A 25,192-nucleotide genomic window follows, 5' to 3' on the forward strand; every position below is an offset into this window, starting at 1 on the left:
GGATTCTCCTTTCCTCAACCCGTCGCTGCGGGCATATTCAAAGCGGCAACACCTGAAGTCACCAAAGCCAGCACCAGCCAGAGCACAAAAAGGTAGAAGATTATCCCGCCGGGCCGCTTCGCTCTCATGGCCACGGCACCGCCGATCCCCCAGAGCACCAGGCTCCACCAGGTAAAGGGATTACAGGAGGACAGAAAGAAATAGAGAAAGCCCTGCTGCGAAGGGAGGAAGGAGGCCAGACTCACGCTCACCTTCGCAAAGTTTTCCACCGGTGCCGCCGCAGCGATGGCATTGGTTATCAAAGTGGAGAGCAAAACCGGCAAATAGCCGTAAACGGAAACGGCGAAGAGGGCTCTGAAGGACGCTTCTCTCGTGCTGACGGCGGCGTATATTTTCAGCAGGCAGGCGATGGCAAGCCAGGTCAGCCAGGGAATAACAACCGCCGCAGCGATGCTTCCGGTTACCGCCGCCGTCGGCGCCACCGCCCAGGCCGCCTCCAGCTGTTCCGGGGACAGCTCGACCACACCATGTTCCAGTGACCACAGAGCGTACTCCCTTATTTTCGGGATCAGCGACAGCGTAGCCAGCAGGTTTAACAGCCAGAAAAGCAGTCCCGGCGGCCAAAAAGAGGGGTGTTCCACAACCTTCTCCATGGCCTTACCGGGGCTCGTCAGAACCTCCCACACCAACGCCAACCAGGACGGTCTTTTCCTCTCCACCGCCATTCCCCCCTCCGGAGCAAAAGTGTATACTTATCCATATTCGCCGCAGGAAACAAGAAACCTCTTCCCGAGGAGAAGAGGAAAGAGGCACAATCCGGATTGAAGCCGGACTTTAAACCAGAACAGGCGTTAGCGGTAAAATATGCCAAAAGGCTATCCTCTTGCCCCTGCCCGCCCGTCCAGATAAGCAACCGCGCTCAAGGCAGCGGTCAGGCCCTCCCCAACGGCCTTCCCCACCTGATAGGGCTTCCCGGTGCAGTCGCCAGCGGCAAAGATCCCGGGGATGTTCGTCTCCATGCTTCGCCCCACGACGATGGCTCCCTCGCTTATCTGCAACCCTGCGACAAGCTGTCCGGCAAGAGCAACCTCCCTGATAATAAAGACCCCGTCCACAGGGAGCTCACCATCGGCCAGAGAAAGACCCCGCACCCGCTCCTCTCCTACTACCGCCAGGGGTCTCTCCCGGCGCACATTGATCCGGGGATCAACCCTAACTTCCCCTTTATAAGCAGGAAAATAATAGACCGCGCTGCAGATCTCCGCCAGAAAGTCGACATCCTGCTCCGCCTCCGGGGTCTCCCCGATCACCGCTACCTTCTTTCCGCGATAAAGGGGCCCGTCGCATGTGGCACAGTACCCCAAGCCGCGACCCAGCAACTCCTTCTCACCCGGCAGAAGGCGCGCCTGTCTGACACCGGTGGCCAGAATCACCGAGCGGCTGCGGAATACCCTGTTGTCTCGCGTCACCACCGAAAACTCCTTACCAGGGTAGATGTTCTCCACCCGCCCCGTTTCCAGTACAGCCCCCAAATCAAGGGCGTGGTTAAGGAATCTCTCCAGCAGTTCCTCCCCGGAAACAGACGAAAAACCGGGATAATTTCTGATTTCAGGCGCCTTTTTCAGGCGCTCTGAGCCTTTCTCGGCACCCAGGAGCAAAACACGCTTTCCTCTGATACGACCGTTGACGGCCGCCGCCAGCCCGGCAGGGCCTGCTCCCACGATGAGAATATCCCAGATAACCGCTGTAATTCCTGCTTCCATCAAAATTCCCCTCCGACCACTTGCATTGAGAAAAGCGCATGCATCTCCGACTCTATATTATCAGAATATTATCACAGCACCCGCCATCTTATGAGTGGAAGTTGGAATCCCACATTTCTTTCACCGCTGCCACCAGCCCAAAGCTCCCGCTGAGCATCATATCACCGTAAGGCACGGCAAAATACCCCAGGTCAGCAGCAAGGTGGCGCTGGGGTCCGGTGATTGCAGTAAAGGAAAAGCATTCGGGGGCGGGAGCGCCGCTGACGAAGGCGCAGCCGTGTCCGCCGTCCTCGTAAACCTCTTCATTAGAAACTTCTCCCCGTACAAAGCGGGCGAGATAATCCTTAAGCTTCTCCTGATTCATCAAACCGGTATGGTGCTCGAAAATTCCCCAAATGCGCTCTCCCTTGACCAAAGCGGCAAGAACATGCTGGTTTCCTACATTTACCACCAACACCCCATCCTCCCGGCGTGCTCCGACAACCGGGTCGAGCAGCGCTCCTCTGATGGCTGCAGCGCCGGTATCCATTAAATAAGCTCCCGGAGCATCCTCCCTCACGGCCAGCATTCTGGTCAGGTAGGGGGGAACATTCTCCCGGTAGATCAGGCCGTTCAACCGCCCTCCCGCTTCCAGGAATCTCTCCCAGTGCTCGAAACGGAACCTCCGGTTGCTCCTCCCGACGGCCTCCCCGTGGTCCTGCACGGCCACGGCCACAACGTCCGGCAAGGATACATCAAAAAAGCCCAGCGCTCTACCGAGGCTCTCTAGATCCAGGTCGCGCAGGGTGAGCTCCAGGCAATCACCCGCAGGCCGCTCTGTAACAATCTGCACCCCCATGGCCTCAACCTGGCGCAGGTCATCCCTGATCGTTTTAGCAGCTGAAGGGAGCGCGTAAACTTTCAGCCCCGCAGAAATATGCCGCTTCAATGCCCTCACCAGCGGCCCCCCTCCCATCAGATGCCCGGATAAAAAGAGATCCCTCCCAGCGGCAGTCGCCTGGATTACCCTCCCAGCCATGATGCTCGTCTGGGACGGCAGCACCATCTTGGTGCAGTTCTCCACCGGCTTCCCTTCCTCGTAGAGGAGAATATCCTGGGTGCCGGCTCCGATATCCACGGCAAGAATCGCCATCTTATTCTGCATCAGCTTTCCCCCTTATTATGACCAGCCGTAGCTGAAGATCCGCTCGCCGACTTTTGCCCGCCTGAAGGTAATGTCACAGAAGACCCTTTTGCTGAGGCCCTCCGGGTCATTCACGTAGCGTTCCATGATCTCCAAACAAAGATCCCAAAAAGATGAGAAGGGGTTAAGGGAGGCACCAAGGTTATAGTAGATTTGCATCCCCCGCTGCGTAATGCGTATAGAATCTTCCGATTCTTCGATCAGCCTCTCCTGCTTCAATTCGTCGATAATCCGTTGGATCCCACGGCTGTAAGCTCCCAAGCGCGTTCTGACAAAATCGTAGAAGGCCAGTTCCTGCTCTTCGTTCTTTGCTGCACTTACCAGAAAGAGCAAATTATGGATCGTCGCGGATTTAACCTTATAACAGATGAGCAGGCGTAAGATTAAAACGTGCTGAACGGTATAGAAGATCAACAGCCCCGCACTCCTCACTCATCAGCACCGAAAAGAGAAACCTGCGGGCAGCAAACGCTTAAATTTTCCAAGGAACTTTCCTCAAAAAGCACTTAGAAGAAATGAACCCCCCGCTGGTGCCGAACTTTAAGAAATGCTACTTGTAATTTCTCTCCGATGATATTGATTTCCTGCCGAGGCAAAAAATATTATAAGAACTGGAGTTTCCGACGCAAGCTCGCCGTCACCGGCCCCGGCCTCCCTGTTCCCACCCTTCTTCCATCCACGGAGACAAGCGGCATAATCCCCATCAAGGAGTTAGTCAAAAATGCCTCCTCCGCGCCCAAGAGATCTTCGGGGAGGACACTCCCCTCGACAACCGGGATTCCCAGTTCGCGGGCCAGAGACATCACTTTGGCCCGCGTGATCCCGGGCAGCAGCCCGCTCGCTGGGGACGGCGTTACAATCCTCCCTTCAAGGACAATAAAGACGTTGCTCGTTGTGCCCTCCGCCACTTCTCCCAGATAATTACAAAATATCCCTTCGTGCGAGCCGGCAGCTGCAGCCTCCAGGCGCCCCAGGATATTCTCCAAACAGTTGAGGGATTTGAGCCGGACAAGGGGGGAGAGGTGGTTGCGGGGAAAGCTGACCAGACAGGCATGCATCCCGCGCTCATAGATATCACGGGGATAGGGCTCTTCATCCTGACCGACCACCACAACAGTCGGCCTGCTGTCAGGGTGAGGCAGCAGCCCCCTTGGGGACTCACCTCTGGTTACCGTAACCCGCAGAACACCATTCCCGATCCTTGCCGCAACTTCTGCTACTCCTGCCTCAACATCATCCCAGGGGCAGGGTATTTTCAAAGCGGAACACCCTTGACAAAGCCGCTGCCGGTGTTCTTTCCAATCCTGTGGGAGGCCATCCCTCAGCCGCAGCGTCTCGAACACCCCGTCTCCGTAGAGAAATCCCCTTTCCCGCACTCCGAACCGGGGACGGTTTAGATCGCCGATCTCCCCGTTCACCCAGGCTATTCCAGGCATACCGCTACCTCCTCCCGGCGGTATCCCAGCGCCCTTAACAAAGCCCTCGCCTTAGTTATTGTTTCCCGATACTCCGCCTCCGGGTCGGAATCGGCCACAATTCCCCCTCCTACGTTGAAGTAGGCAACACCATCCTTGACGATAAATGTTCTGATGACTATATTCAAGTCGGCGTTTCCGTCAAACCCCAGATATCCGATCGAACCCGTATATATCCCCCTCCGCACCGGCTCCAGCTCATCGATGATCTCCATCGCCCGGATCTTTGGGGCGCCGGTGATGGACCCCCCAGGAAAGGTGGCGCACAAGAGATCAACCAGGTCTCGGCCCGGTGCCAGGACCCCCCTTACAGTTGAAACAAGGTGAAACACAGTGGCATATTCCTCCAGACAGATCAGCTCCGGGACATGCACACTCCCATAGCTGCAGACCTTCCCCAGGTCATTACGCTCCAGGTCGATGATCATCGTCAGCTCCGCCCTATCCTTCTCGCTGTGCAACAGCTCCTCACGCAGTCTCATATCCTCTTCCTGATTCCTCCCCCGCGGCCGGGTTCCCTTGATCGGCCTGGTCTCTACAAGGCGACCGCGCACGCGCAAAAAGCGCTCCGGAGAGGCACTGACGACATCCAGTTCGGGATAGTGCAGATAAGCGGCGAAGGGAGCGGGATTCTCCAAGCGGAGACGCAGGTAAAGATGCCAGGGGTGGATCTCAAGAGGACAAGAAAAGCGCTGGGTCAGATTGGCCTGAAAAATATCCCCTGCCGCAATATAGTCCTTCACCTTCTGCACCGCCCGGCAGTAAGAATCACGGGTGAAATGCCCGAAAATCTTCGGCGATCCTCCGAAACCAGCAGATTTTACCGGATCGACCGGTGCTCTGCTATTCGCGATGATCTCCTGCAGCTCCCGCAAGCGCCGTTCCGCTACCTTTAACCTTGCCTCTCCAACCTCAGGCAGACCGGTGGATGTAAGAAACGCCCGCCCCTCCAGGTGGTCAATAATCGCCAGCCTGTCGTAAAAACCCAGATAGAGATCCGGCACCTTGAGGTCGTCAGCAGAGTGTTCGGGAAGTTTTTCCAACAGCCGGCCCAGGTCGTAGGAGCAATAACCAAATGCCCCTGCCACAACAGGCAGGTGAGGGCTGCCAGGCAGTTGATATCTGCTCAGCAGCTGCCGGAGAACAGAAAAGGGATCATCCTCTTTCCTGATCCAACTGCTGCCGTCAAAGACTGCTATTTCTCTTCCCTTCGCCCGGATCACCAGAAAGGGGTCACTTCCCATTATCGAGTACCGTCCCAGGTGGGAGGGGTCCATGCCGCTGTCTAAAAGAAAAGGGAAGAAGCGGCTGCGGAAAGGCTCAAAAAGAGAGAGAGTATCCTTTAAGTCGACCTCCTTAATAATCAAGATTGGCCACCCCCCGGCTGACTACGATCCTCTCCTTTCGGAGGGATTCCGAAAATTTACTTCTCACAGCAGGCTCTCTTCCCCGAACAATGTTAAGAAAGTTGCGCAGCAAAGTCTTACCCCCCTCCGTCAAAATGGATTCGGGATGAAACTGTACCCCTTCAATGATGAACTCACGGTGCCTGACACCCATAATCTCGCCCCTTTCGGTCTCCGCAGAAATCTCCAGGCAAGCGGGCAGTGTTTCCCTCTTGAGTATCAGGGAATGATACCTCGTTGCCGTAAAAGGATTGGGCAGGCCTTTGTAGATGGTGCGGCCATCGTGATAAACCAGGGAGGTTTTTCCGTGCATCAGGCGCTCCGCCCGGACAACCTCTCCCCCAAATGCCTGTCCGATAACCTGGTGCCCCAGGCAGACCCCCAGAATGGGAATCCTCCCTTGAAAGAACCTTACCGCCTCCAGGCAGATTCCCGCTTCATCAGGGGTGCAAGGCCCCGGAGAAAGAAGCAGAGCTTCCGGTTGGAGAGCGGCAATCTGGCTGCAGGTAAGAGCATCATTGCGGAAGACCCTTACCTCCTCCCCCATTTCCCCCAGATACTGGACAAGGTTGTAGGTAAAAGAATCGTAATTGTCGATCATCAACAGCAATGAGCATCCCTCCGTTTATTCTGATATCCTGAATAAAAAAACCAGTACTAACGTACTGGTTCGCATCCCAATAATTTCGCGTCCTTTTTGCCTTTCCCGAGGCGTCATGCAAGTATTATTTTTTCTTTCATGTTGTCACAAACCACGGCTGTTGTCAAGGTGCCATAACCGAGCCCTTCAACGAAACAGCGCCTTGTATATTAATCTATCTAAAAATACATCAAGTTCACCCGCCGGTCTACCGCCCGACTCCCGATTCCAGGCCGGACAGGACGACGGCTCGCTTCGGGACAGCTCTGGGATGCTGCGTAACAAGTTGCGAACGGCTTCTGCCAATCGCAGCGTTTGGCCTCGCTACAAATCCATTCCATGGAAACTAATAAGGTATCTGTACTCGCATCCCGACCTGTCATCCTCGCTTCGCCTGTCCTGTTACCCGGCCTTCCACAGGTCGCTCGCCGGTAGACCTGTCAGGATGGGAAGCAACCACCCCCCTTAAACACTAAACTAAATGTAATACATATAGCTACTCTGACCGGTATGCTTTCTGGACTCCTGCACCAGGTCTTCGAGGGTGAAGGAATCAAGCACCTCGGCGATGCTGTCCCTCACCTTTGCCCAGACCAGGCGCGTCACACACCCTTCGGCCCGTTCGCACTCCTCAGGGTAATCCTCGCTGACGCAGGCAACCGGCGCAATCGGACCCTCCAGAGCCCTGATAACCTCTCCGACAGTGATGTCTTTCGGCTCCTTCGCCAGTACGTAGCCACCCTGAGCACCGCGGACGCTTTTGACCAGGCCGGCCCTTTTCAAAGGCATCATCAGCTGTTCCAGGTAACCCTCCGAAATGCCCTGGCGTTCCGCTATGCTGTTCAAGGTTATGGGGCCCTCGCTTTTATGGAGAGCCATGTCCAGAACCGCTCTTAACCCATATCGTCCTTTTGTTGATAATTTCAACTTCATCACCTCTAATGTTGAAGCAGTCCGATGCCGCACCTTCCGGTCAACATCGGGTCACCACCCGTTCCGGATGGGTATAGGCCTCCTGCCCATAGGAATGGATGCTGGACGGGTTTCCGAAGGTATCCTTCATGAACCGGCACATGAGGGAATAAACCTCCGGATGCAGCGGGGTCGTCGCCGTCGTGGTCCAGATACACCTTGCGCATCTCATGTCATCTCCTGCCATCAAGTTAAGAATATCCCCAAATTGATCACAATAATCCTCAGTAAGACAACTACACTACTATTTCCTATTAATTTAATAGGATTTGATCATAAGATAAAAAATCTGCTGTCAGATGTCAAGCGATTTTGATACCGGCCAAATGTTTTTTTCGAAAATAAGAGCCCCCGCTCCATCTACTTGAAAGATCATCGCCATTGTCGTGGTGCCGGCATAAATTCACAAACGATAAGGAGGGATTTCATTGTCCAATCAGGAGCAAAGATTGCCGGGAGGACTCAGAAAAGAGCTTTTCGCCGCCCTTCAAGAGATGCAGTTCTGGCTCCGGATTATGCAGGAACACGCGGGGCTGATCAGAAACGGCCTTGATCCAACAGAAGAAAGCTTGCTGCTATTCTCAATTCCTAACCCTTGAAGAGGTCGCCTGTACAGACCCGGAAAAACGTTTTACCGAAGACGGTTAGCCAACAGAAGGCCAGCAGGCAATAGCAAAGAAACCCGTAGAATCTGAGCGGTGAGCATTGTAAACCTGTGGCAATTGAGTAGGTTGCCCCGGCGTAGGCGCCGAGCGGAAAGGTAAACGCCCACCAGGAAAGGGCGAAGGGCAGGTTCTTGCGCAGGATATTGGTGATGGTAACAATGCCTGCCACAATGAGCCACCAGAAGCCAAAGCTCCAGTAGATCAGACCGAAGATTTTTATTACCGGCAGGGCAAGGCTTCCCAGCCAGGGGGCGCTGACCGTTCCCAGATTCAGCAGGGCAAGAGTACCCGAACCGATGGGCCCCAGGTAGATCCAGGTGGTGGGGATCAAGGCTCCCGGAAGAGGTGGAGCAACAATAAATCTATAGAAACAGATCACCGCCAGGAATATGAAGAGAAAGAAGCCGGTCCCCCAGGAGGCGTAATTTATCAGCAGCAGCAACTTCTGAAAGGATTGCGGCCAGTAGGGAATGAGTTTGGCGCCGGCAATGGGTGCCACGATCAGGCTCACCGGGGGCATGAACCAGGCCGGATTCAGGTCGGCAACCGTTGCCCGGTTGAACAAATTGATAACCGGTGTGATAATGGCAAAGGCCAGGGCCAGGATCCCCCCAGATACCCAGCAGACCTTGGCGATCCTGACCGCCAAATCCACGCCCAGGTATTCGGTACCTATAACCAGGAAATCTGCCGCCAGCACCAGACACCCGATCGGCATCGTGGCGTAGAATTGCCCTGTAATGGGATGCTGCAGGTCACGCAGGGATTGCTCTGTGAAGCAAAACCAGCGCAGGGTCCAGGGAACAATAAGCGCGCAAAAGAGGAGGATGTTGATCACCCATAGCCAGGCTGCCACGTTGCTTAACCAGGGCCAGTAGCAGGAATAATATTTGCTGGTGACCGCGAAGATTCCCGTCCCCATAACAGAGGCAAACCAGGCCGGGGCAAAATTTTTTATAACCTTGGTCAAACCCTTCATCCCGGGTTCCTGCAACTGCACCTTTGCTTCCAATACAATCTCTCCTTTCCAAACCTCCAGGCAAGGCGCCGCCTTCTTTCGCTTTCATTTTAGAAAGATTGCTCCCGGTAATCACTGCACGATCTTTTCGCACTTCTGGATTATTTTTAGGTTGGCAGGTGAACCCATAAAAATCGAAAAAAAAGACATAAAAAAACCGGATTTATTTCCGGTACGGAATATCAAATGAACATTCTACGCTTGATTTCTTTTTCTATAGCGGGCGGGTGTTAAACCGGTTTTTTTCTTAAACAGGCGTGAAAAATAATTGGCATCTTCGTAGCCCACCTGCCCGGCGACTTCGGAGATAGAAAGGGAGGGATCGGTTCTGAGCAGTTCTTTGGCCTTATCCAATCTTGTGGCCGTGAGATAATCGGTAAACGTCCGTCCCTGCTCCCGGCGAAATAAATAGGAAAAATAGGCGGGGCTGAGGTGAACCTGCCGGGCCACTTCCTCCAGTGTCAGCGGCTTCATGTAGTTCTGCAAAATGTAGGCAGCCGCCGACTTAATGAGCTGCCGTGGTCTGGTCAAACCGACATCAGGCCCGGCTGCAGATGGCCGTACGGCCGATAGTTCTTCGAGGCAAGCACCGATTGCCCGCTTGAGTTCGTCGGGATGCACCGGCTTGACAAGGTAGTCTTTGGCGCCGCAGCGAACGGCCGCCCGGGCGTAATCAAAGCGTGCGTACGCCGTCAAAAAGATTATCCTGGTTTGAGGGTTTACCTGCTTGATCTTTTGGGCGGCGGCAATCCCATCAAGACCGGGCATTTTAACATCGAGCAGGATGATCTCCGGGCGGTACCGTCCGGTTAAAGCAATCGCCTCCCCACCTGTCGCGGCTTCCAGGACGGCAGCAAAGGAAAAATTAAGGTTTTTAATCATCTGCTTGAGCCCGCGGCGGACAATGGGCTCGTCATCTGCCAATAAAATCTTCATTTTTCCTTCCATCTCCGGTTGTGAAAGGGATCCGGAGCGTCACCTCCGTACCCCTGTTCTTTTCGCTTTTGATGCGGATCCCGTAGCCTTCGCCGAAAAGGGCGAGGCAGCGTTTCTGAACATTCGCCATCCCGATTTCACCTGATTCCTCGAATATCTCTTTCCGGTTAAGCCTCCCGGTGATTTTTGCGAGCTCTTCCGGCGTCATTCCGACACCGTTATCCCTCACGTGAAATATCAGATCCCGGCCCTGCACTTCCGCCTGTAACTCCAGGCGGCCGATCCCTTCATAAGGCTCCAATCCGTGGATGAGTCCCACATTTCGCACCCTGAAATGAAAACGACCTTTAATTTTATGATGGCTAAAAATGGCAACTAATAAAAGCTAGTTGGCATAAGGAGACCTCCCATAATTCGTACCGCAGTAAATCTCTTCACTGAAACCGGCAAGATGCAAAAGCCGGCGGATATCTTCGGTCCACTGGTTCTCCGGAACCTGATGGATAAAACCGGAATCGGTTTCAATAGTGGCTATGGTAAGGGGTTTCAGCATCTCCAGCAGCATTGTCCCCGTTGGGCTGAAAGACTTGCGCTTCCCGGGGATCGCCAAAGGCTTACTTTCTTTGGCGAGATTACGCCGCACCCGGCGCTGCAGCAGGGCATAAATCAGTAAGGCCATCAGGAAGACATAGCCTATAGCCACCACCCGTTCCGGGTTCTTGACGTAAATCCCATCCACATAAACCGGATTCTTCAGGAAGCGGAAAGACAGTTCTACTGCAGTCTGGTTTTTGTATTCCCGCAGCACATCAGCGGGAGAAAGCTCTTTATCATCAAGAATGTTCGTAATCAACACGAAAGTAGCGGCTTTTGCCTTGAGCTCCTTGACAAACTCCTCATTGACAGAGACCAGAGAGGGAACCACGCGATAATAGGTCTGATAGTTCACCGGCTCACCCTTGCGAGGCCGCCCCACCCGGCGCTTGATCACCTGCTCCTCTTTGATTTCGGTCTTCAATTCAAAGAGCGGTGAAGCGTGCTTTGCCAAAAAGATCTCCAGTTCTTTTTTGGCATCGGCCTCGCAGAAGAATTTCCTTTTAGCAAGCTCATCACAGGCAGAAAGCAGCTCCGACTTCCTGGTTTCGATCATCTTCTTGATGCTTTTCTCTTTCTTCTTGTCCAGGGATGAGGAGTGCACTACGATGAACCGGTAGGTGTGGCCGTTGAGTTCCCTGACCGCCTGCTGGATCCTGTAAACTGCGGCATCCTTTTTCTGTACGAGACTGCCCAGGTGCTGCCACCGGTTCTCCGACCATGCCCAGTCTTTCAGTTCGGCGGAGATGCTGAAAGTTTCCGGCAGCCGTGAAATGAAGGGAATCTTCTTTTCAAACAGGAGATCAAGGTTGTCATTGGTGACCAGGGCTGAATCAGCAACGTAGATTCTTTTGCCGCTATCGCAAGGCAGCATGGCTTGCAGCCGGTCAAGGACCTCTTTATTCCATTTCTTATCGCTCATGTTGCCGTCACGCATTTCCCCAAAGATGGGGATCCCTTCGCCGGTAGTGATGAGGCCGTAAAGAAACTGCTTCAGGTCAGGGCGGCGGTCTTTGCTGTAGCCGTAGGTGATGTCGAGTAAATGGTTATCTTCATCTTCCCAGTCGTACTCTCCGGCAACTGAGATGGAAGTGGTATCGGCATGAACAACTCTGGTTTCAATCCGGTGCACTTTAATGGCCGATAAGGCCAGAGCCAGGTAAACCCTGTTGGGATGGGCTTTGGCCAGTTTGGTAAGGGCTCTGCCCAGGGCATCATCATTGAACGCATCAGCGGTTATCCCCTCACCGAAGAGCACGCTGAGGTTCATTTCACGATAGAACTCTTCCACCCGGTAGAGAGGTTTTCTGGCCGTCAGGACGTTGATGACGAGCGCCTCAATCAGTGTACCGGGAGACAGGCGGCACTGCTTTGGATCCCACGTAACCATCTCATCGATGATGTCTCTGAGTTTAATCTCCCGGCAAAAGGCTGCAACCAACGGGGCAGCACCGGCATTCAGGATCTTGAATTTGGGTATGAGGCTTCTCATTCGAAATTCCCCCGATTATTGTCATTAGGGGAAAATTCGCGGAATTTTCTGGAATTCCTCCTTGCTCTGAAAATTTTTTTAAAAATTTTTTCTTAATGAAATGGCAGGGTGCGGAAGATGGGATGAGTGCATTTTCCACCAGGGGCTGCAGCGACAGTGCCGGTACCCGGGCATCCAGGAGGGCATCGGGGATATCGATCACCACCTGAAGCCTGTCTTCAAAACGTGTTTTTTGGATGAAGAGGAGGCTGTTTACTGCTTCCATCTCATCCCTGAGAGAGGTCAGCAGGTCTTTGACGTCGAGCCTGGAGCGGAGCAGGTTGCTCAGGGCATTGATGATATCCGGCGTTCTCCTGGCACCCTCCAAATAAGAGAACATCTGGATCGTATTAAGGGCATTGAACAGAAAATGGGGATTGATCTGCGAACTGAGGGCACGCAATTCCGATTCCAGCAGGGCATTTTCTATTTCAGCCTGTCTGACCTTTGACTGGGCAGATCCCAACCGGATGAAACAGTTGCTGATGGCATAAAGGGTCTCCCCAAGCAGCAGGATCTCTTCGCGCTTTTTAACCGGCACTTCTTCGTAATATCTCGACAAACGTTCCCGGTTCAAACCCAGGTCCGCAACCTTCTGCAGGACCTCGCCGGTATCGACGGTGCCGTCATCTATTCTTATCTCCCCTGTGGCCAGCACTCCAATAGGGCCCCGTTCTCCTTGTAAAGGAACGGCAAGGACGTACAAACCGGCATGACAGGGAAAAAGGTGGTACCTGTGCGGATCGAGGTAAACACATCGCCTGGCAGTCTCCCGGCACCTCTGATAGCCTACCGGATGATTGCGTATGAGGCGGCAGAAATTGCACTGTTGTTTGTTAATCGGGGTGATGACATATGTCCCGGAACAGCTTACATACTTGATCCAGAGGCGATAAAAATTGCTTAAATTCTCAAGCACCGGCTGGATGATATCTTGATTTTGTTGAAATGGGGTGTTGGCATAAGCTTTCACAAACCCACCCCTTTGTCTTCAACATGCTATTTCCGACCGATATTCTGCATTCCTGCTTTCTTTTATATTACCTGTTTTGCCAATATTTTTCTATCACATCTTAATAAAAGCATGATAAGGCTTCAAGCTTTTTCAGATAAGAAATACCCGGCTCCCAGTTTCCCGTGGTACCACCCATTGCCAATGGCACTATCTTCTTTTTTCTTGGGCCCCTGTTCACGGCGAAGAGATCGGCTGATCATATCGGAGGGGCAGGTGTCCGTGAAGTCATTTTCTCGTAGCAATTTCCGTCTCCCTGATCAGCGGGTACTGGTAGGGGCTGTATTTTTCCTCCGGGATGATCTGGCTGAAGTAGCGGCATCCCCAATCCCATGCCCGTCAGAAAGAGAACAATTTCGACTGGCTCCGGAGCGGTCAATTTCAAAATCCAACCGAAGAGGAGGGCTATTCCCGATCGACAATATCGTGCCGCGTGCCTTCCCTGACAACTGCTTCGGGATCAAACTTCCCATCCACTGCCAGCCTGAAAGATCCAAAATCGAGTTCCTGCCCTGGTAACTCCAGGGATGGCTGCCACATCTCTTTCAAACCTGGCAGCGCAGTCCATTCAGGTAAGGCTACCGAAACACTTTATTTCATCGACTGAAGAAGATCCAATCAGCGACTGGACTAGATCCCACAAAATTTACAGATGCCTTCAAATTAAAACTGGCACTCCTGCTTTATCTGGACGAAAAAGAGAATATCCCCAGAAATGAACTAACCCCTCCCTAATGAATTAAAAAAATGAAGGGGCAATACAACAAAACCCTCTCAACGAATAAATCTGAGCAACACCTGGTTCAGTTCCTCAACCGCTCTCTCCTCTTCCCCTGATCGTATGGCGTTAATCACACATCCCTTGATGTGGCGGTCAAGGATCAGCATGCCAACCCGGTTCAGGCCCTGCCTTGCCGCTGCCAGTTGAGTCAAAACATCGATACAGTAACGGCCCTCCTCGATCATGCGCTGGATGCCTCTGACCTGCCCTTCTATCTTCCGCAGCCGCCGGAGCAGATCATCTTTCTCCACCTCGTAAGAATTCAACTATCCTCCCCCCTTACAAAAAGGATCCTACTGGTGTCACTGAAAAACAGAGATGATCTGTCAACCCACTACTTTCTTTTTAACGTAAGGAATGACGATCGGCATCGTTATAATCATAGTCAGGATAAAAACCCACACCGTCCCTCCTATCCGGGCCACCATCGTATAGCTCCTCCCGGTAAGAAACGTACCTGCCAGGAAAAGTGCAGCCAGGGCCAGTGAAATCCCGGTGTAGATTACCGCCGCCAGCCGCGCCGCTTTTGCCTCCAGATCCGGCACCGCAATCACCTCGCTTTGAACCTCTTGTTCGATAAGCTACACAGGCCTCTCCCGGAGGGAAGGCCGGAACCGCTTTAAAAGGAGCGTATTTAACGTTACCGATACCGAACTCATGGCCATAAAAAAGGCTGCCAGTTCGGGGCTGACGATGAGCCCGGTGAAGGGATACAGGACTCCGGCGGCAATGGGAATCCCCAGGGCGTTGTACAGGAAAGCCCATACCAGGTTCTGCCTGATCTTCCCCATGGTCGCTCTGCCGATTTCGATAGCTCCCACCACATCGCGAAGGTCATCCCTGATCAGGATAATGTCCCCCGTCTCCTTTGCCACATCGGTTCCGGAGCCGATGGCAATCCCCACGTCCGCCTGGGCCAGGGCCGGAGCATCGTTGATCCCGTCACCCACCATGGCCACCTTGAGCCCTCTTTCCTGAAGCTTTTTAACTTCTTCGGCCTTGTCCTGGGGCAGCACCTCGGCCAGCACGGTCTTGATCCCAACCTGCCGGGCAATGGCCTCGGCCGTGCGGCGGTTATCTCCGGTAATCATGGCCACCTGAATGCCCATTTTCTGCAGGCGCTCTACCGCCACCTTTGTGCTTTCCTTGAGAGTGTCGGCCACGGCGATCACACCGGCGGCCTTACCGTCAACGGCCAGCAACATAGCGGTCTTGCCTTCCTCTTCCAGTTCCTCCATCCGGGCTGCCAGGTCACCTATGTTGATGTTTCTCTGCTGCATCAAACGGCGGTTGCCCAAAAGGATCTCCCGCCCCCGGTACACGGCCCGCACGCCGTGGCCCGGAACGGCTTCAAAGTCCCGAACATCCTCGATCTCAAGGCCTTCGTCACGGGCTCCGCGGACAATGGCCTCCCCAAGGGGATGCTCGGACGGTTTTTCGGCCATGGCGGCCAACCTCAGAACCTCTTGTTTATCGAACCCCTCCGCTGCAATAATATCGGTGACGGAAGGCTCCCCTTTGGTCAAGGTCCCCGTTTTATCAAAGACTATAGCATTCAGCTTGCTGCTCTCCTCAACCGCATCGGCGCCTTTAAAGAGGATCCCGTTTTCGGCGCCCTTGCCCGTCCCGGCCATGACCGCACTGGGAGTGGCCAACCCGAGAGCACATGGGCAGGAAATCACAAGGGTGGTTACCGACAACAGCAGGGAGAACCCGAAGACGCCCACCTGGGCCAGGCTAAAGGGCGAGAGGATGAAGCGGCTGCCGGGCAGGAAGAAAGCGTTATAGCCTATAAAGAACCAGAACAGGAAGACAAGGAGGGCCAGGACATGGACCCCGGCAATGAAATGACCTGCCACAAAATCGGCGAGCCTTTGAATGGGTGCCTTGGACGCCTGGGCATCCTCCACCAGCTTGATGATCTGGGCGAGTGTCGTCTCGCTCCCCACCCGGGTAGCCCTGAACTTGAAAGAGCCGGTCTTGTTGATGGTCGCTCCAATCACCTGGGCGCCAGGGCGTTTTTCCACAGGGATGCTTTCGCCGGTAATCATCGATTCATCCACGGCCGAATAACCCTCGATCACTTCCCCGTCCACCGGGATGCTTTCGCCGGGACGAACCACTACAATGTCCCCCACCTCTACCTCATCGGCTGCAATCTCGATCTCCCGGCCGTCCCGGACAACCAATGCGGTTCTGGCCCGCAGGCTCATCAGCTTCCTGATGGCCTCGGAAGTCCGGCCGCGGGTAAGGGCCTCCAGGTAGCGCCCGAGCACGATAAAGGCTGTCAGCAGGGCGGCCGACTCAAAGAAGGTCGCGCCACGGCCGCCGAAACCCGCATTGGGCCACAGGGTATTGATTGTAGCTATCAGGTAAGCGGCGCCGATACCTGTGGCATAAAGGAGGTTCATGTCGGTGGTACCCCGCTTCAGACCGTTCCAGCTGTGCACGAAAAACTGCCAGCCGGGGATGAAGGCTACCGGTGTGGTCAGGGCCCAAAGCACATAGACGTTGCCCAGGAATTTTGGTACAAAGTACGGGAAAATCCACATATCCCGGAACATGCCCACCATAACCAGAATCGCCAACGGCCAGGCGATCCACATATTGCGCCGCTGGTACCTGATCTCCCGTTCCCGGGCCTCTTTCTCCCGGTCGAGTGCCTCCTGACCCGTCAGCTTTTCCGAAGCCTCGTAACCAAGGGCATTGATCTCCTGCTTGATGCGGGATTTGTCAACGGCACCCGGGTAGAACCGGATCTTTGCCGACTCAGCCGGGAGGTTGACCACCACCGACGTTACTCCCGGCAGAGCTCTAAGAGTTCTTTCCACCCGGGCCACACAGGCAGCGCAGGTCATACCCCGAACGGTCAAGAGCACCTCTTCCTCCGGTACTTCGTAGCCGATCTCCTGGATGGCCTTGACCATTTGAGGCACGCTCACCCGCTCCGGAAGGTAATCCACAGCAGCCTTCCCGGCTACCAGGTTCACCCGGGCTCCCTCCACTCCCGGGATGTTTTTCAGGGTCTTTTCCACCCTGGCGACACACGCCGCACAGGTCATACCCCGTACGGGCAAAGTCACCCGGGCGGGCCCTGCTCTTTCCGCCCCGTTTTCCATGACGTTCACCCCCGGTAACATTTGAGGTGCGCTTCTCTACCCGGTATGGGTATATTCATCTGTTTTCATTATGCATCTATTAACCGCATATGTCAACCATTAGGCTTGTTATAAACGCACATGTGTGAAGTTTTTGTGAAGCCAGTTGATTATACCCTTAACGGGGTATTACAATAAAATCGTCCAACCGGAAAGGAGAGATCGCAATGCTGAGGAAAAGATATATGCTCAGACCTGTTGCTCACTGCAGAGATGGCCATTAGCGTCGTCCAGATAAAGATTTTCTGCTTCTCAATGTAATACCCCCTATTCTTTGTGGCTGTTTGAAGCCCCGCACCAGGCCGGTTAAAGCCGGTTTGTTGTGGGGCTCATTTTTTACTTCCTTAAAACCTGCGTCACACGTATTCGAACCCCACCTGCTTCATCGGTGAAGCTCTGGTATTTCACAATGTTATTGTGCCTCGCGCCTTGGCGGCCATATTCAATCCCCCACCCTATCCGATCGGATCGGTATGACAGTACATTCCTTGAACTCCCAATCTGCGAGACCAAGGGCTTGTTTTTGAAGGGGTAGAGATCTTAACAAAAACTTAACATTTTCACTCGATCCAAAAGCCCTTTTCAAACGTCTATATTATAGAGCATTACATAAGAGGAGATTTATGCTCGCCGCAGCTGGAACAATCCCCGGCGGCGGTAGCAGCAAAGTGCCCCTTTAAATTATTGGTGCCGGGTTATTTGCCGCACGGATTTACTTTACCCCAGGTTAAATATTATCCCGAAGGCAAAGGGTTCGCCAGGGTTGAGCTCTACTACACAGCAGGGGAGAAGTGGCTGCTCATTGTTCAATGGAAGGCGGAGAACCAGGGCATCGGCTACTCTTTCGACACCGATGATACGGTGGTCAGCGATGTTGCCGTACGAGGCAATCCCGGAAAATTGTATTACAGGCAGAGCAACGGCGGCTACAGCCAGCTTACGTGGGCCGAGGGGGATCGCAATTACAGGATAGGAGGTGCAATCGGTCCCTCGGAAATTGAGCGTGTCGCCTCTTCCCTCCGCCAGCTGAACTAATAAACGGGAGGTATTTAAATTGAGAAAACCCTGATCCCAGTGGGTCACCATCTCCGGCGGCTACAATGCCACTGCCTACAACACCGTTTCCGTCACAGGGGAACACGACTTGACCGTAACACCGGGGTATTACTACAGAACCATGGCCAGGCACCAGTGCTACAACGACGGCAGCTACGACCCCGCCTCACCGGCGGTTTCGACATCCGGTTATATCTACGTGTATTAAGGCTTTACCGAAGTGATGATTCCGGGAGGTGATACAAAACACAGATTCGTTAACACGAAGTCATTTGTATTCTTTATCTAAAATTCTTTGTCTAAAAGAACGGCCCCCGGTGAACCGGCAGGCCATCAACCAACGGTTCAACCAGCGGCGAGTACCCTTCCTTTGCAAGGCAAGGGTGCAGGCAGATTTATTTTAGCCTGACGCTCGACCTCTGTAAAGGAAAATCGAGAGGATGAACACTATTATGGCAAATTAACTTAAGTTGCTTTATGCACTTTCAATGACTTTACGATTTATCAACATCTCAAGGAGGTATTGCTTTATGCTGAAAGGAAAAATAGTATTGGTTGTATTAATCTGTTTTGTGGTTACATTATCTTTTCCCTCTGTGACTTTTGCTGCTTTGCCAGCATATGTTCCTGACAAAGGTGTATATGACATCAGAAAAAGTTGGGCGTTTTCAGCATTTATTTGGAATGAGTCGGGTTTTACAGCATGGTACCCAGAAGCATATGAGCATGAATTTAGAGTGAATAATGAAGGTTTTGCTCAGTACGATGGGTACTGGAGTAGCAACTTACCACAAGCATATTTAGATCTCGAAGACAATCAAGGACAAGGACATGACGAATTTGTTATCGGTTCGGATGATGCGGAAGGCATTCGGACTAATACGGAATACTCTATGTACATTGATTTGAAAGATCAAAATCCTAGCGTCACCAGTGCATCTTTCATCCTGGAGGCGGAACGTTGTCAGGATGTTCCTGGTCAATCATATAACATACCACTAGAATATTACACCATTACCAGCTCAACAGCACCCGATGATGGAACATGGGGTGGTGGTCTTCCTGATTCTCTCCAGCAAGACTCTCAAATACAATGTATCCAAGAGAATGATTTGCATATGCAGAGCTCGGAACGTTTAGAGAAAATCACGGTTTTCTTTAAGAAGCCGCTTACTGTTTTGGAAACGGAACAATTCATCCTAAACCATCAAATTAACCCACTTGCAATCAATTTTAAAGCTACTAACAATGATTTAGTCGGTGGATTTAATTATAACAAGGATGTTCACCGGTCTTTACAGGATGTTAAAGAGAAACTTAAGTTAGATTTATTCTTGACTGAGAGCCTTATTACCAATAATCAGTTACGAGAAAGAAGTGCATTGGAAAAAGTAAAAGCCCTACAACAAAAAATGCTTAATATGTTAGAAAAGGAAAGTATAGCGATTTCTGCACTTGTATTAGAAAATACCCAAGAAATGGCGTCTAAGTTAAAACAGGATCCCAATGTTTCTTTTGAGGAACCCAAGGAATAGGTATGTTAGCAACTGGCGGTCCTGAAACAACCGCCAACAATTTTAAACACGTGGCACAGGATCAGTTTAGCACGAAGGTTTTCCCCATGAAGCGCTACATCAATTAAAAAATCTCTTGTGGTAATTATTTGGGTGCGATCTATTTGGATGTCGAGTATTTATTTAGCTGGTTTAATAAAGTAAGAAGATATGGATTGACAAGACATATAGTAAAAGGACCGTGAAGCTCTTCGATATTGTAACTTCTCCTGGAGGAGGGGATTCATAGTGGATAACAACGTTAAGAATTATTCTCATATAAAACTCATTATTGTCCTCATGTTTTGTATAACTGCTGGTCTGATAAATATCCTCTCATACCGGGTTCTATTTGTACATGAAAAAATCACCTTCTTAAGGTATCCGGTTATTTATTGTGTCCTGTTCTTAATGCCCGGACTCACCGTTGGCCTCATTGCTATCTTCTACCGGTATTGGCATGCCAAAGGTGGGAACCCTTTAAGCTACCCAAGGGCTTTATTTGATGTCAGCCTAGCTTCGGCTCCCGTTTTGCTGTATCTCGTGTTTGAAATAATCCCGGGGTCAAAGAGTGTCATTGAAGATGTTTTTTCTTTATTATCTACCCCAGCAGAAATACTGTACCTTCTTTACCGCGGGGCAACAGGAACCATCGGTCAGAGTTTGAATTCTCTCGGAAACCTTGCCATCCGGGTTTTTGTTCTCGTAACATCTCTAACTGTCTTAACGTTCAGGTCAAAAAAGCTCTCTTTCATCCTGGTACTGGCCATAATTGCCAATACCTACCTTGCCGCAATTCTGTTAGGATTCCTTCAAATAATGATGGTCGGTGCTCTTGACTGACTAGACACCAGTTGCTGGGGACTTTCTTCAAAACGGAACACCGATGTTACCGGTCGACCGCTGACGCATAGGGCACATATTCTCAATATGAATGGTGAGTCCTACCGGCTCAAACAACGTCAGTCTAAGACAGCTCAGCAAGGAGGGTGGATCATTTTAAAAGATCACAGTGGCTTATTTTTGTAAAAGATCTTGCGCCCTGGGGATTTTCGACCCATCATCTGGAATCACCGCCCGGATTGAGGTTTGTCATTTATAATGATTAATTCTCCATAAAGGATTCAATCTCCTGGCCCGATTTGGTATGAGTTTGTCACGTTCAGCTCCACCACCGCCTGCTTTTTGTCCTTCTTCTGGTCAGGACGAAAGCCCAGCCTGATGAGGTCGCTTTTATTGTAGTCCCCTTCGAATGTAGAAGGATGTGGTGTCCCAGAGGATCTGGTCCGGGTCGATCTTGAAGTGAGAAAGTACGGCGAGCACGACGGCCTCGCCGATATCGTCAACGCAGGGAGCTACCGCATCCAGAGTTCTGCCCACCCGGTCGTCGTTCGTCGTTCAGCTTATTAGGCGGTATCCCGTAGAGTTCACGGATGCCCCTTATCTCCGCCCAATCTTCGAGGTAAAGGAGAGGCAAGGGGTCGTCAAGGCGATTTAACACCAGTTGCTCGATCATCTGGCCGTGGGAGAGTCCCCCGTCATCACGCTCCATCGGCACGATTCGGTCCACGATCTCTCGGATGACGAGAGAATTAATGAACGGTTTCAAAAGGTAGAGCGATCCGATGAACTTCATGGAATCGATACTGATGTCGATCCCCGGAGGTGGATATTATACGAAAACTTAACAAAAACTTAACATTTTCACTCGATCCAAAAGCCATCTTCAAACGTCTATATTATAGAGCATTACATAAGAGACGTACTATGAAAAGTCAATAGGCTAAAGCAAAAAGATCTTTGACAATCACATAGGGATCCTGGTCACGCATTACTGCCGGGTGGGGACCACTGATAACCTGGGTCATACGGCCGGTTATCCTTCCAGAGAGAGTAAATCAGGTGAAAAGTTTTCTGGCAACAGCAACGCTTGAATGCTTTCCCTGGCTGCGTTTTAACTCATAATAAGCCCTCAATTCCGGGTTGAAGCGACTGGCGGAAACGGCGGCCAACCACAGGCTGTTTCTTAACATAGGGGAACCGCGTTTAGACATCCGGTTACGGGTACCTTCAAACAGCCCTGAAGCCCTGACGGAAGCATCTAAACCGGCATAGGCCACCAGAAGCCCGGGCGTTGGGGAAACGAGAAATATCACCTATCTCACCGATAATTGCAGCAGCCAGGACGGGGCCGATACCGGGGATGGTTTCAATGACATGGCGATAGGGGGTATCCTTGCTGGGGCGAAGCTCCTCCATAACCTCGTTAATTGCCTCCTCGATAACCTTGATCTGCTCCTCAATGAACTCGATTTGCTCAACCAGCAAACGCAGCTGAAGAGAGAAAGCATCCAGAGCCAGAGTAATGCCGAAAGTGCCTTTAGCCAGGGATTGAATCTTTTTAGCTCTTTCTTCACCGAAGCGGCTGCGAGAATGTTTTTCAAGAAAGCGGCACTTACGAGCAACTCAACCTTGCTCGTAACTCGCGGCATACAGCAAGCTGTATCCACAACGTGCTCATTCGAGTCCTCTCGTATGGGCGGGGCTTCACTCTGTCTCACGAGACAGCATGCTTCTCAGGACGTCGATCGAAGCCCCCCTGCTTCTACGAGAATATTTATATCCGAGTTGCCCCGGGATTCCTATGTGGTTGTCAAGGATCAAGTCTATTGGCTTGGAGCTAATTAAAACTAACTCTATAGTACAAGGAGGTATTAATGAGATGAAATTGAGTCGTTTGACATCTGTAATGCTAGGTGTTCTCTTGTTATTCTTCGCTATCTTTGGGATGGCTATTTTGCAGGGAGACGGAGAAAATGCCATAGCCTCGAACTTGAACGATCTCAAATCCGATCAGGAAGAGGTTAATTGCCTGGAAAAAGATACATGGAGCCTGAAAGTCGTGGACGTTGAATACAAGGAAAATACAGCCTTTCCTGATAAAGAAAATGTATACGTACTTATCGACATTGAAAATAAAAATGGAGCAAACCAAGAGTTTATACCCGAAGGAACACTACAGTTTATCGGCGCAAGTGGTAAAATATACGTTCAGGAAGATGGCAAAGCGTGGAATATGCAATCATTTATAGAGAAAATCAATAAGATAAGAAAATATAGAAAGGAGATTTCAAATTTAGGGATCGTTAAAATTGGTGTGCCAGTATTAATTGATCGTGGAGATCAAATTGTTGCTATGATCTACAATGATGGTCTCAAGAAACGAGAAATAAAAATTAATCATGAAAAAGTGCTCCAAAGCTCTACTCCCGGATATTAAAATGTAGCTTTTGTGAGAGAATGTTCTGGTCTCCGTGATCGTGATGATGAATTATTATCCAAGGCTGAGTTTGGCAAGGTGCGTGTTGCAAGACCCGCTGGTCATTCTCAATGATCTCCCGCACAATGGGCTCAATGGCCTCAGCAACCGGCCTGGGCTCGCGCAGGGTGTAACCCCAGGGGCCGTCCGTAGGGTACATTCAACTGCTCCTGCTCGGAGCAGCAACAGAAGTTAACGCCACATGCTGGTTCCACTGGTATCAGCCGAAAGTGCCGGAAGGCAGTCGGTAGCCACCCTGCGCATCTGCCAATCTTGCAGAACATATGGCGACCTGCATGGAGAAATTAGAGATATTGCACACAGCCTTACACCTATCCGGAGGTGTCTTCTGCTTCGGCGTTCGTAGAGAGCGCTTTTACAACGCATCCCTCCAAAAAAGCCAGACATTCAAACTCCATAAAACGCGAGGCGTTTTTATCGAAAAGAATCTGTATTTCGCAGGGAAATTCATCATCTCCGTGATAATAAACAATTTGCAGGGGGATTTTTGGCAATACATTCAGAAACCATGCATAGCCGCCCGAATTCTGCCTGCCGTTAAAAACCCCACCCAGGCTGCGCATAATTTCGCAGAAACCCTCATAATCTCCACTGAATATTTCACCGAGCGGAGCGGTCATCCATTTTAGATTTACGTTGAAGGCTATTTTTGCGCCGGTAAGATCGGAAACAGGCACATATGAAAACGCAGGTTCGCCCTCCCCTTTGGACAGGGCATAGTACGCCAGCACAATGCGGTTGATGACATCGACCGGCTTGCCATCAGTCGGGGTAACGCCGCGTGAGCTAATCTCATATTCCCTGCCGAGAAAATCGACAGATATGCCGCCGTCCGGCCGAGCCGAAAGGCCGAGCCGTCCGGCTGCCTCAGAAAGATCGCATTTACCCAATTCGGGCAGCAGACTTTCGTAAATCTTTTCATAACCGCTACGCACAGAGCATTCCCTCCATTGGGCGACGCAGATGCCCGCTTGTTAAGACAACGTAAGGGCTTAATAGACTGGTCGGGTTCATAACTGGGAACAGATTCTGTTTCAGCTATCTACCTTCTTTCCGGAGAAAATGATTACATACCTGCGTTGCGTTAGTCGGTTGGAACGAAAGCACAAAATTACTGGCAGACCCTTAGAGCGCATCTCGTTACCTGTCATTATAAATTAATATTAAATCTTATGAGTAAGGCTGTTTTTGTCTACTACCTCCCAGCGGTCTTTCTTTTTCACCAGAGAAAAACTTATTTTGGATACATACTCTCCATATCTTCCAGGCTGGGTCACAATTACAGTCTGTCCCGATCTATTTTTATACTTATGTTCAGGTATGTTAACGTGGGTGTGTGCTGCAACAATGGCATCAATGCCATCGGTGCTTTTGGCCAGTGCTTTAATCCTGTTGCAGGGGTTCTTTGATTTTGCCGATTCTTCACCGGCATGAACAACGGCAATGACAATATCGGCCCCGTTGTATCTCATCACCTCGGGCCACTTTTTGCTGTTGACCTCCTGAACGATATCCGTTAATTCCAGAGCCCCTTTATACTGCGGTAAATCCTTTAGTTCCCGCTGACCTTGGGCTTCGCCTACTTCCTTAATGGTGAGGCCGAGGATACCGATCTTTACAACACCCTGATCCGTTTCCACGTTTTTAATGATGTAGGGGGTGATATAATTGACCTTGTAGGAACCCAAATGCGCACGACGATATCCACCTTACCTTCCGTGTCGTCCCAGATTTCCCGCGCCGTGGTTGCCCGGTGAACGGCAGGATTGGCCGGGTTCTTGAACTGCTGGGGAATAAACGAATTGGGAATCTCCGCAGCCAGTTCCTCCGCCTTGCTGACAGCACCCCTCATCCCTTCGGAGCCGGGTGTCAATACCAGTTCGGCGCCGTAGGCCTTGAGGAGGGTGCGGCGCTCGATGCTCATGGTCTCCGGCATGGTCAGGATCAGGCGGTACCCCCTGGCAGCGCAGACAAAGGCCAGGGCGATCCCCGTGTTGCCGCTGGTGGGTTCGATGATGACGGTATCCTTATTGAGAAGTCCCTTATCCTCGGCATCCTTGATCATAGCGAAGCCTATCCTGTCTTTCACACTGCCGGCAGTGTTGAAAT

General features: G+C 51.7%; 27 protein-coding genes and 3 pseudogenes. 7 read left to right on the forward strand and 23 right to left on the reverse strand.

Annotated elements, in window-relative coordinates; genetic code table 11:
- Positions 1–14 precede the first annotated feature (14 nt).
- From TPH_RS10175 to TPH_RS15460, 9 genes are all read right to left on the reverse strand, one after another.
- Entirely contained in the window at positions 15–725 is a 711-nt protein-coding gene (locus TPH_RS10175; RefSeq protein WP_015051119.1) for a YIP1 family protein, read from the reverse strand.
- Positions 726–875: 150 nt separating this feature from the next.
- The gene (locus TPH_RS10180) at positions 876–1,763 is read right to left on the reverse strand and encodes an NAD(P)/FAD-dependent oxidoreductase (protein ID WP_015051120.1); all 888 of its coding nucleotides are present in this window, start codon (positions 1,761–1,763) and stop codon (positions 876–878) included.
- Between the two features lie 88 nt (positions 1,764–1,851).
- Positions 1,852–2,907, reverse strand: a complete 1,056-nt coding sequence (locus tag TPH_RS10185) for a DUF1786 domain-containing protein (protein WP_015051121.1) — start codon at positions 2,905–2,907, stop codon at positions 1,852–1,854.
- A gap of 15 nt (positions 2,908–2,922) precedes the next feature.
- The gene (locus tag TPH_RS10190; protein WP_015051122.1) at positions 2,923–3,360 is read right to left on the reverse strand and encodes a hypothetical protein; all 438 of its coding nucleotides are present in this window, start codon (positions 3,358–3,360) and stop codon (positions 2,923–2,925) included.
- A gap of 188 nt (positions 3,361–3,548) precedes the next feature.
- Entirely contained in the window at positions 3,549–4,382 is an 834-nt protein-coding gene (locus TPH_RS10195; RefSeq protein WP_015051123.1) for an aminotransferase class IV, read from the reverse strand.
- Entirely contained in the window at positions 4,370–5,788 is a 1,419-nt protein-coding gene (gene pabB, locus TPH_RS10200) for an aminodeoxychorismate synthase, component I (RefSeq protein ID WP_015051124.1), read from the reverse strand. Before pabB ends, TPH_RS10195 begins: the two co-directional genes overlap by 13 nt.
- Entirely contained in the window at positions 5,778–6,437 is a 660-nt protein-coding gene (locus TPH_RS10205; RefSeq protein ID WP_015051125.1) for an anthranilate synthase component II, read from the reverse strand. Before TPH_RS10205 ends, pabB begins: the two co-directional genes overlap by 11 nt.
- A 507-nt stretch (positions 6,438–6,944) precedes the next feature.
- Positions 6,945–7,400: an RrF2 family transcriptional regulator gene (locus TPH_RS10210; RefSeq protein ID WP_428837343.1), complete on the reverse strand. Its 456-nt coding sequence runs from the start codon at positions 7,398–7,400 to the stop codon at positions 6,945–6,947.
- Between the two features lie 40 nt (positions 7,401–7,440).
- Positions 7,441–7,611, reverse strand: coding sequence for a hypothetical protein (locus tag TPH_RS15460; RefSeq protein ID WP_015051127.1), 171 nt, complete (start codon positions 7,609–7,611; stop codon positions 7,441–7,443).
- Between the two features lie 322 nt (positions 7,612–7,933).
- Here TPH_RS15460 and TPH_RS16570 point away from each other — a divergent pair, with 322 nt between their 5' ends.
- Entirely contained in the window at positions 7,934–8,038 is a 105-nt protein-coding gene (locus TPH_RS16570; RefSeq protein ID WP_408033295.1) for a DUF2935 domain-containing protein, read from the forward strand.
- Here TPH_RS16570 and TPH_RS10215 read toward each other — a convergent pair.
- From TPH_RS10215 to TPH_RS16220, 6 genes are all read right to left on the reverse strand, one after another.
- Positions 8,028–9,116, reverse strand: coding sequence for a TDT family transporter (locus TPH_RS10215; RefSeq protein ID WP_015051129.1), 1,089 nt, complete (start codon positions 9,114–9,116; stop codon positions 8,028–8,030). The genes TPH_RS16570 and TPH_RS10215 overlap by 11 nt on opposite strands.
- Positions 9,117–9,317: 201 nt before the next feature.
- The gene (locus TPH_RS10225; RefSeq protein ID WP_015051130.1) at positions 9,318–10,058 is read right to left on the reverse strand and encodes a response regulator transcription factor; all 741 of its coding nucleotides are present in this window, start codon (positions 10,056–10,058) and stop codon (positions 9,318–9,320) included.
- Positions 10,036–10,377: a sensor histidine kinase gene (locus TPH_RS10230; RefSeq protein WP_015051131.1), complete on the reverse strand. Its 342-nt coding sequence runs from the start codon at positions 10,375–10,377 to the stop codon at positions 10,036–10,038. The genes TPH_RS10225 and TPH_RS10230 overlap by 23 nt, the downstream gene beginning before the upstream one ends.
- Before the next feature lie 66 nt (positions 10,378–10,443).
- Positions 10,444–12,144: an IS1634 family transposase gene (locus TPH_RS10235; RefSeq protein WP_015050280.1), complete on the reverse strand. Its 1,701-nt coding sequence runs from the start codon at positions 12,142–12,144 to the stop codon at positions 10,444–10,446.
- Positions 12,065–13,156, reverse strand: a complete 1,092-nt coding sequence (locus TPH_RS10240) for a PocR ligand-binding domain-containing protein (RefSeq protein WP_015051133.1) — start codon at positions 13,154–13,156, stop codon at positions 12,065–12,067. The genes TPH_RS10235 and TPH_RS10240 overlap by 80 nt, the downstream gene beginning before the upstream one ends.
- A 444-nt stretch (positions 13,157–13,600) precedes the next feature.
- The gene (locus TPH_RS16220; RefSeq protein ID WP_269077470.1) at positions 13,601–13,735 is read right to left on the reverse strand and encodes a hypothetical protein; all 135 of its coding nucleotides are present in this window, start codon (positions 13,733–13,735) and stop codon (positions 13,601–13,603) included.
- 54 nt (positions 13,736–13,789) lie between these two features.
- Here TPH_RS16220 and TPH_RS16575 point away from each other — a divergent pair.
- A pseudogene (locus TPH_RS16575) lies at positions 13,790–13,930 on the forward strand (hypothetical protein); the annotation flags it as partial.
- Positions 13,931–13,969: 39 nt separating this feature from the next.
- Here the strand turns inward: TPH_RS16575 and TPH_RS10245 are convergent.
- The 3 genes from TPH_RS10245 to TPH_RS10255 are packed head-to-tail and all read right to left on the reverse strand — an operon-like array spanning position 13,970 to position 17,095.
- Complete coding sequence (locus tag TPH_RS10245; RefSeq protein ID WP_015051134.1) at positions 13,970–14,242, reverse strand: metal-sensitive transcriptional regulator; 273 nt, start codon at positions 14,240–14,242, stop codon at positions 13,970–13,972.
- Between the two features lie 60 nt (positions 14,243–14,302).
- On the reverse strand, positions 14,303–14,530 hold the full coding sequence (locus tag TPH_RS10250; protein ID WP_201764446.1) for a hypothetical protein: 228 nt from the start codon (positions 14,528–14,530) through the stop codon (positions 14,303–14,305).
- Between the two features lie 27 nt (positions 14,531–14,557).
- On the reverse strand, positions 14,558–17,095 hold the full coding sequence (locus TPH_RS10255) for a heavy metal translocating P-type ATPase (protein ID WP_037998925.1): 2,538 nt from the start codon (positions 17,093–17,095) through the stop codon (positions 14,558–14,560).
- 738 nt (positions 17,096–17,833) lie between these two features.
- Here TPH_RS10255 and TPH_RS10260 point away from each other — a divergent pair.
- From TPH_RS10260 to TPH_RS10270, 3 genes are all read left to right on the forward strand, one after another.
- Positions 17,834–18,169, forward strand: a complete 336-nt coding sequence (locus TPH_RS10260; RefSeq protein WP_236608785.1) for a DUF4367 domain-containing protein — start codon at positions 17,834–17,836, stop codon at positions 18,167–18,169.
- A 551-nt stretch (positions 18,170–18,720) separates the two neighbouring features.
- Positions 18,721–19,725, forward strand: a complete 1,005-nt coding sequence (locus TPH_RS10265; protein WP_015051138.1) for a hypothetical protein — start codon at positions 18,721–18,723, stop codon at positions 19,723–19,725.
- 267 nt (positions 19,726–19,992) lie between these two features.
- Positions 19,993–20,586, forward strand: coding sequence for a hypothetical protein (locus TPH_RS10270; RefSeq protein ID WP_015051140.1), 594 nt, complete (start codon positions 19,993–19,995; stop codon positions 20,584–20,586).
- A gap of 499 nt (positions 20,587–21,085) precedes the next feature.
- Here the strand turns inward: TPH_RS10270 and TPH_RS10275 are convergent, their stop codons facing one another.
- The gene (locus TPH_RS10275) at positions 21,086–21,379 is read right to left on the reverse strand and encodes a DUF4277 domain-containing protein (protein WP_015051141.1); all 294 of its coding nucleotides are present in this window, start codon (positions 21,377–21,379) and stop codon (positions 21,086–21,088) included.
- A 188-nt stretch (positions 21,380–21,567) separates the two neighbouring features.
- Positions 21,568–22,191, reverse strand: a pseudogene (locus TPH_RS10280) (IS110 family transposase); the annotation flags it as partial.
- A gap of 274 nt (positions 22,192–22,465) precedes the next feature.
- On the opposite strand from TPH_RS10280, the gene TPH_RS10285 reads away from it, so the two are divergent.
- Together TPH_RS10285 and TPH_RS14855 are read left to right on the forward strand one after the other, a co-directional pair.
- Positions 22,466–23,023, forward strand: coding sequence for a hypothetical protein (locus TPH_RS10285; protein ID WP_015051143.1), 558 nt, complete (start codon positions 22,466–22,468; stop codon positions 23,021–23,023).
- Positions 23,024–23,232: 209 nt separating this feature from the next.
- Complete coding sequence (locus TPH_RS14855) at positions 23,233–23,313, forward strand: cyclic lactone autoinducer peptide (RefSeq protein WP_236608874.1); 81 nt, start codon at positions 23,233–23,235, stop codon at positions 23,311–23,313.
- An 81-nt stretch (positions 23,314–23,394) separates the two neighbouring features.
- Here TPH_RS14855 and TPH_RS10295 read toward each other — a convergent pair whose 3' ends face one another.
- From TPH_RS10295 to TPH_RS10305, 3 genes and pseudogenes are all read right to left on the reverse strand, one after another.
- A complete protein-coding gene (locus tag TPH_RS10295) occupies positions 23,395–24,018 on the reverse strand; it encodes a DUF3786 domain-containing protein (protein ID WP_015051145.1) in 624 nt (207 codons plus the stop codon).
- Positions 24,019–24,246: 228 nt separating this feature from the next.
- Positions 24,247–24,723 (reverse strand): CapA family protein, encoded by a 477-nt coding sequence (locus TPH_RS10300; RefSeq protein WP_015051146.1) that lies wholly within the window; start codon positions 24,721–24,723, stop codon positions 24,247–24,249.
- Positions 24,724–24,776: 53 nt separating this feature from the next.
- Positions 24,777–25,190, reverse strand: a pseudogene (locus TPH_RS10305) (PLP-dependent cysteine synthase family protein); the annotation flags it as partial.
- Positions 25,191–25,192 lie beyond the last annotated feature (2 nt).

It is taken from the genome of Thermacetogenium phaeum DSM 12270 (assembly GCF_000305935.1).
Lineage (GTDB): Bacteria > Bacillota > DSM-12270 > Thermacetogeniales > Thermacetogeniaceae > Thermacetogenium > Thermacetogenium phaeum.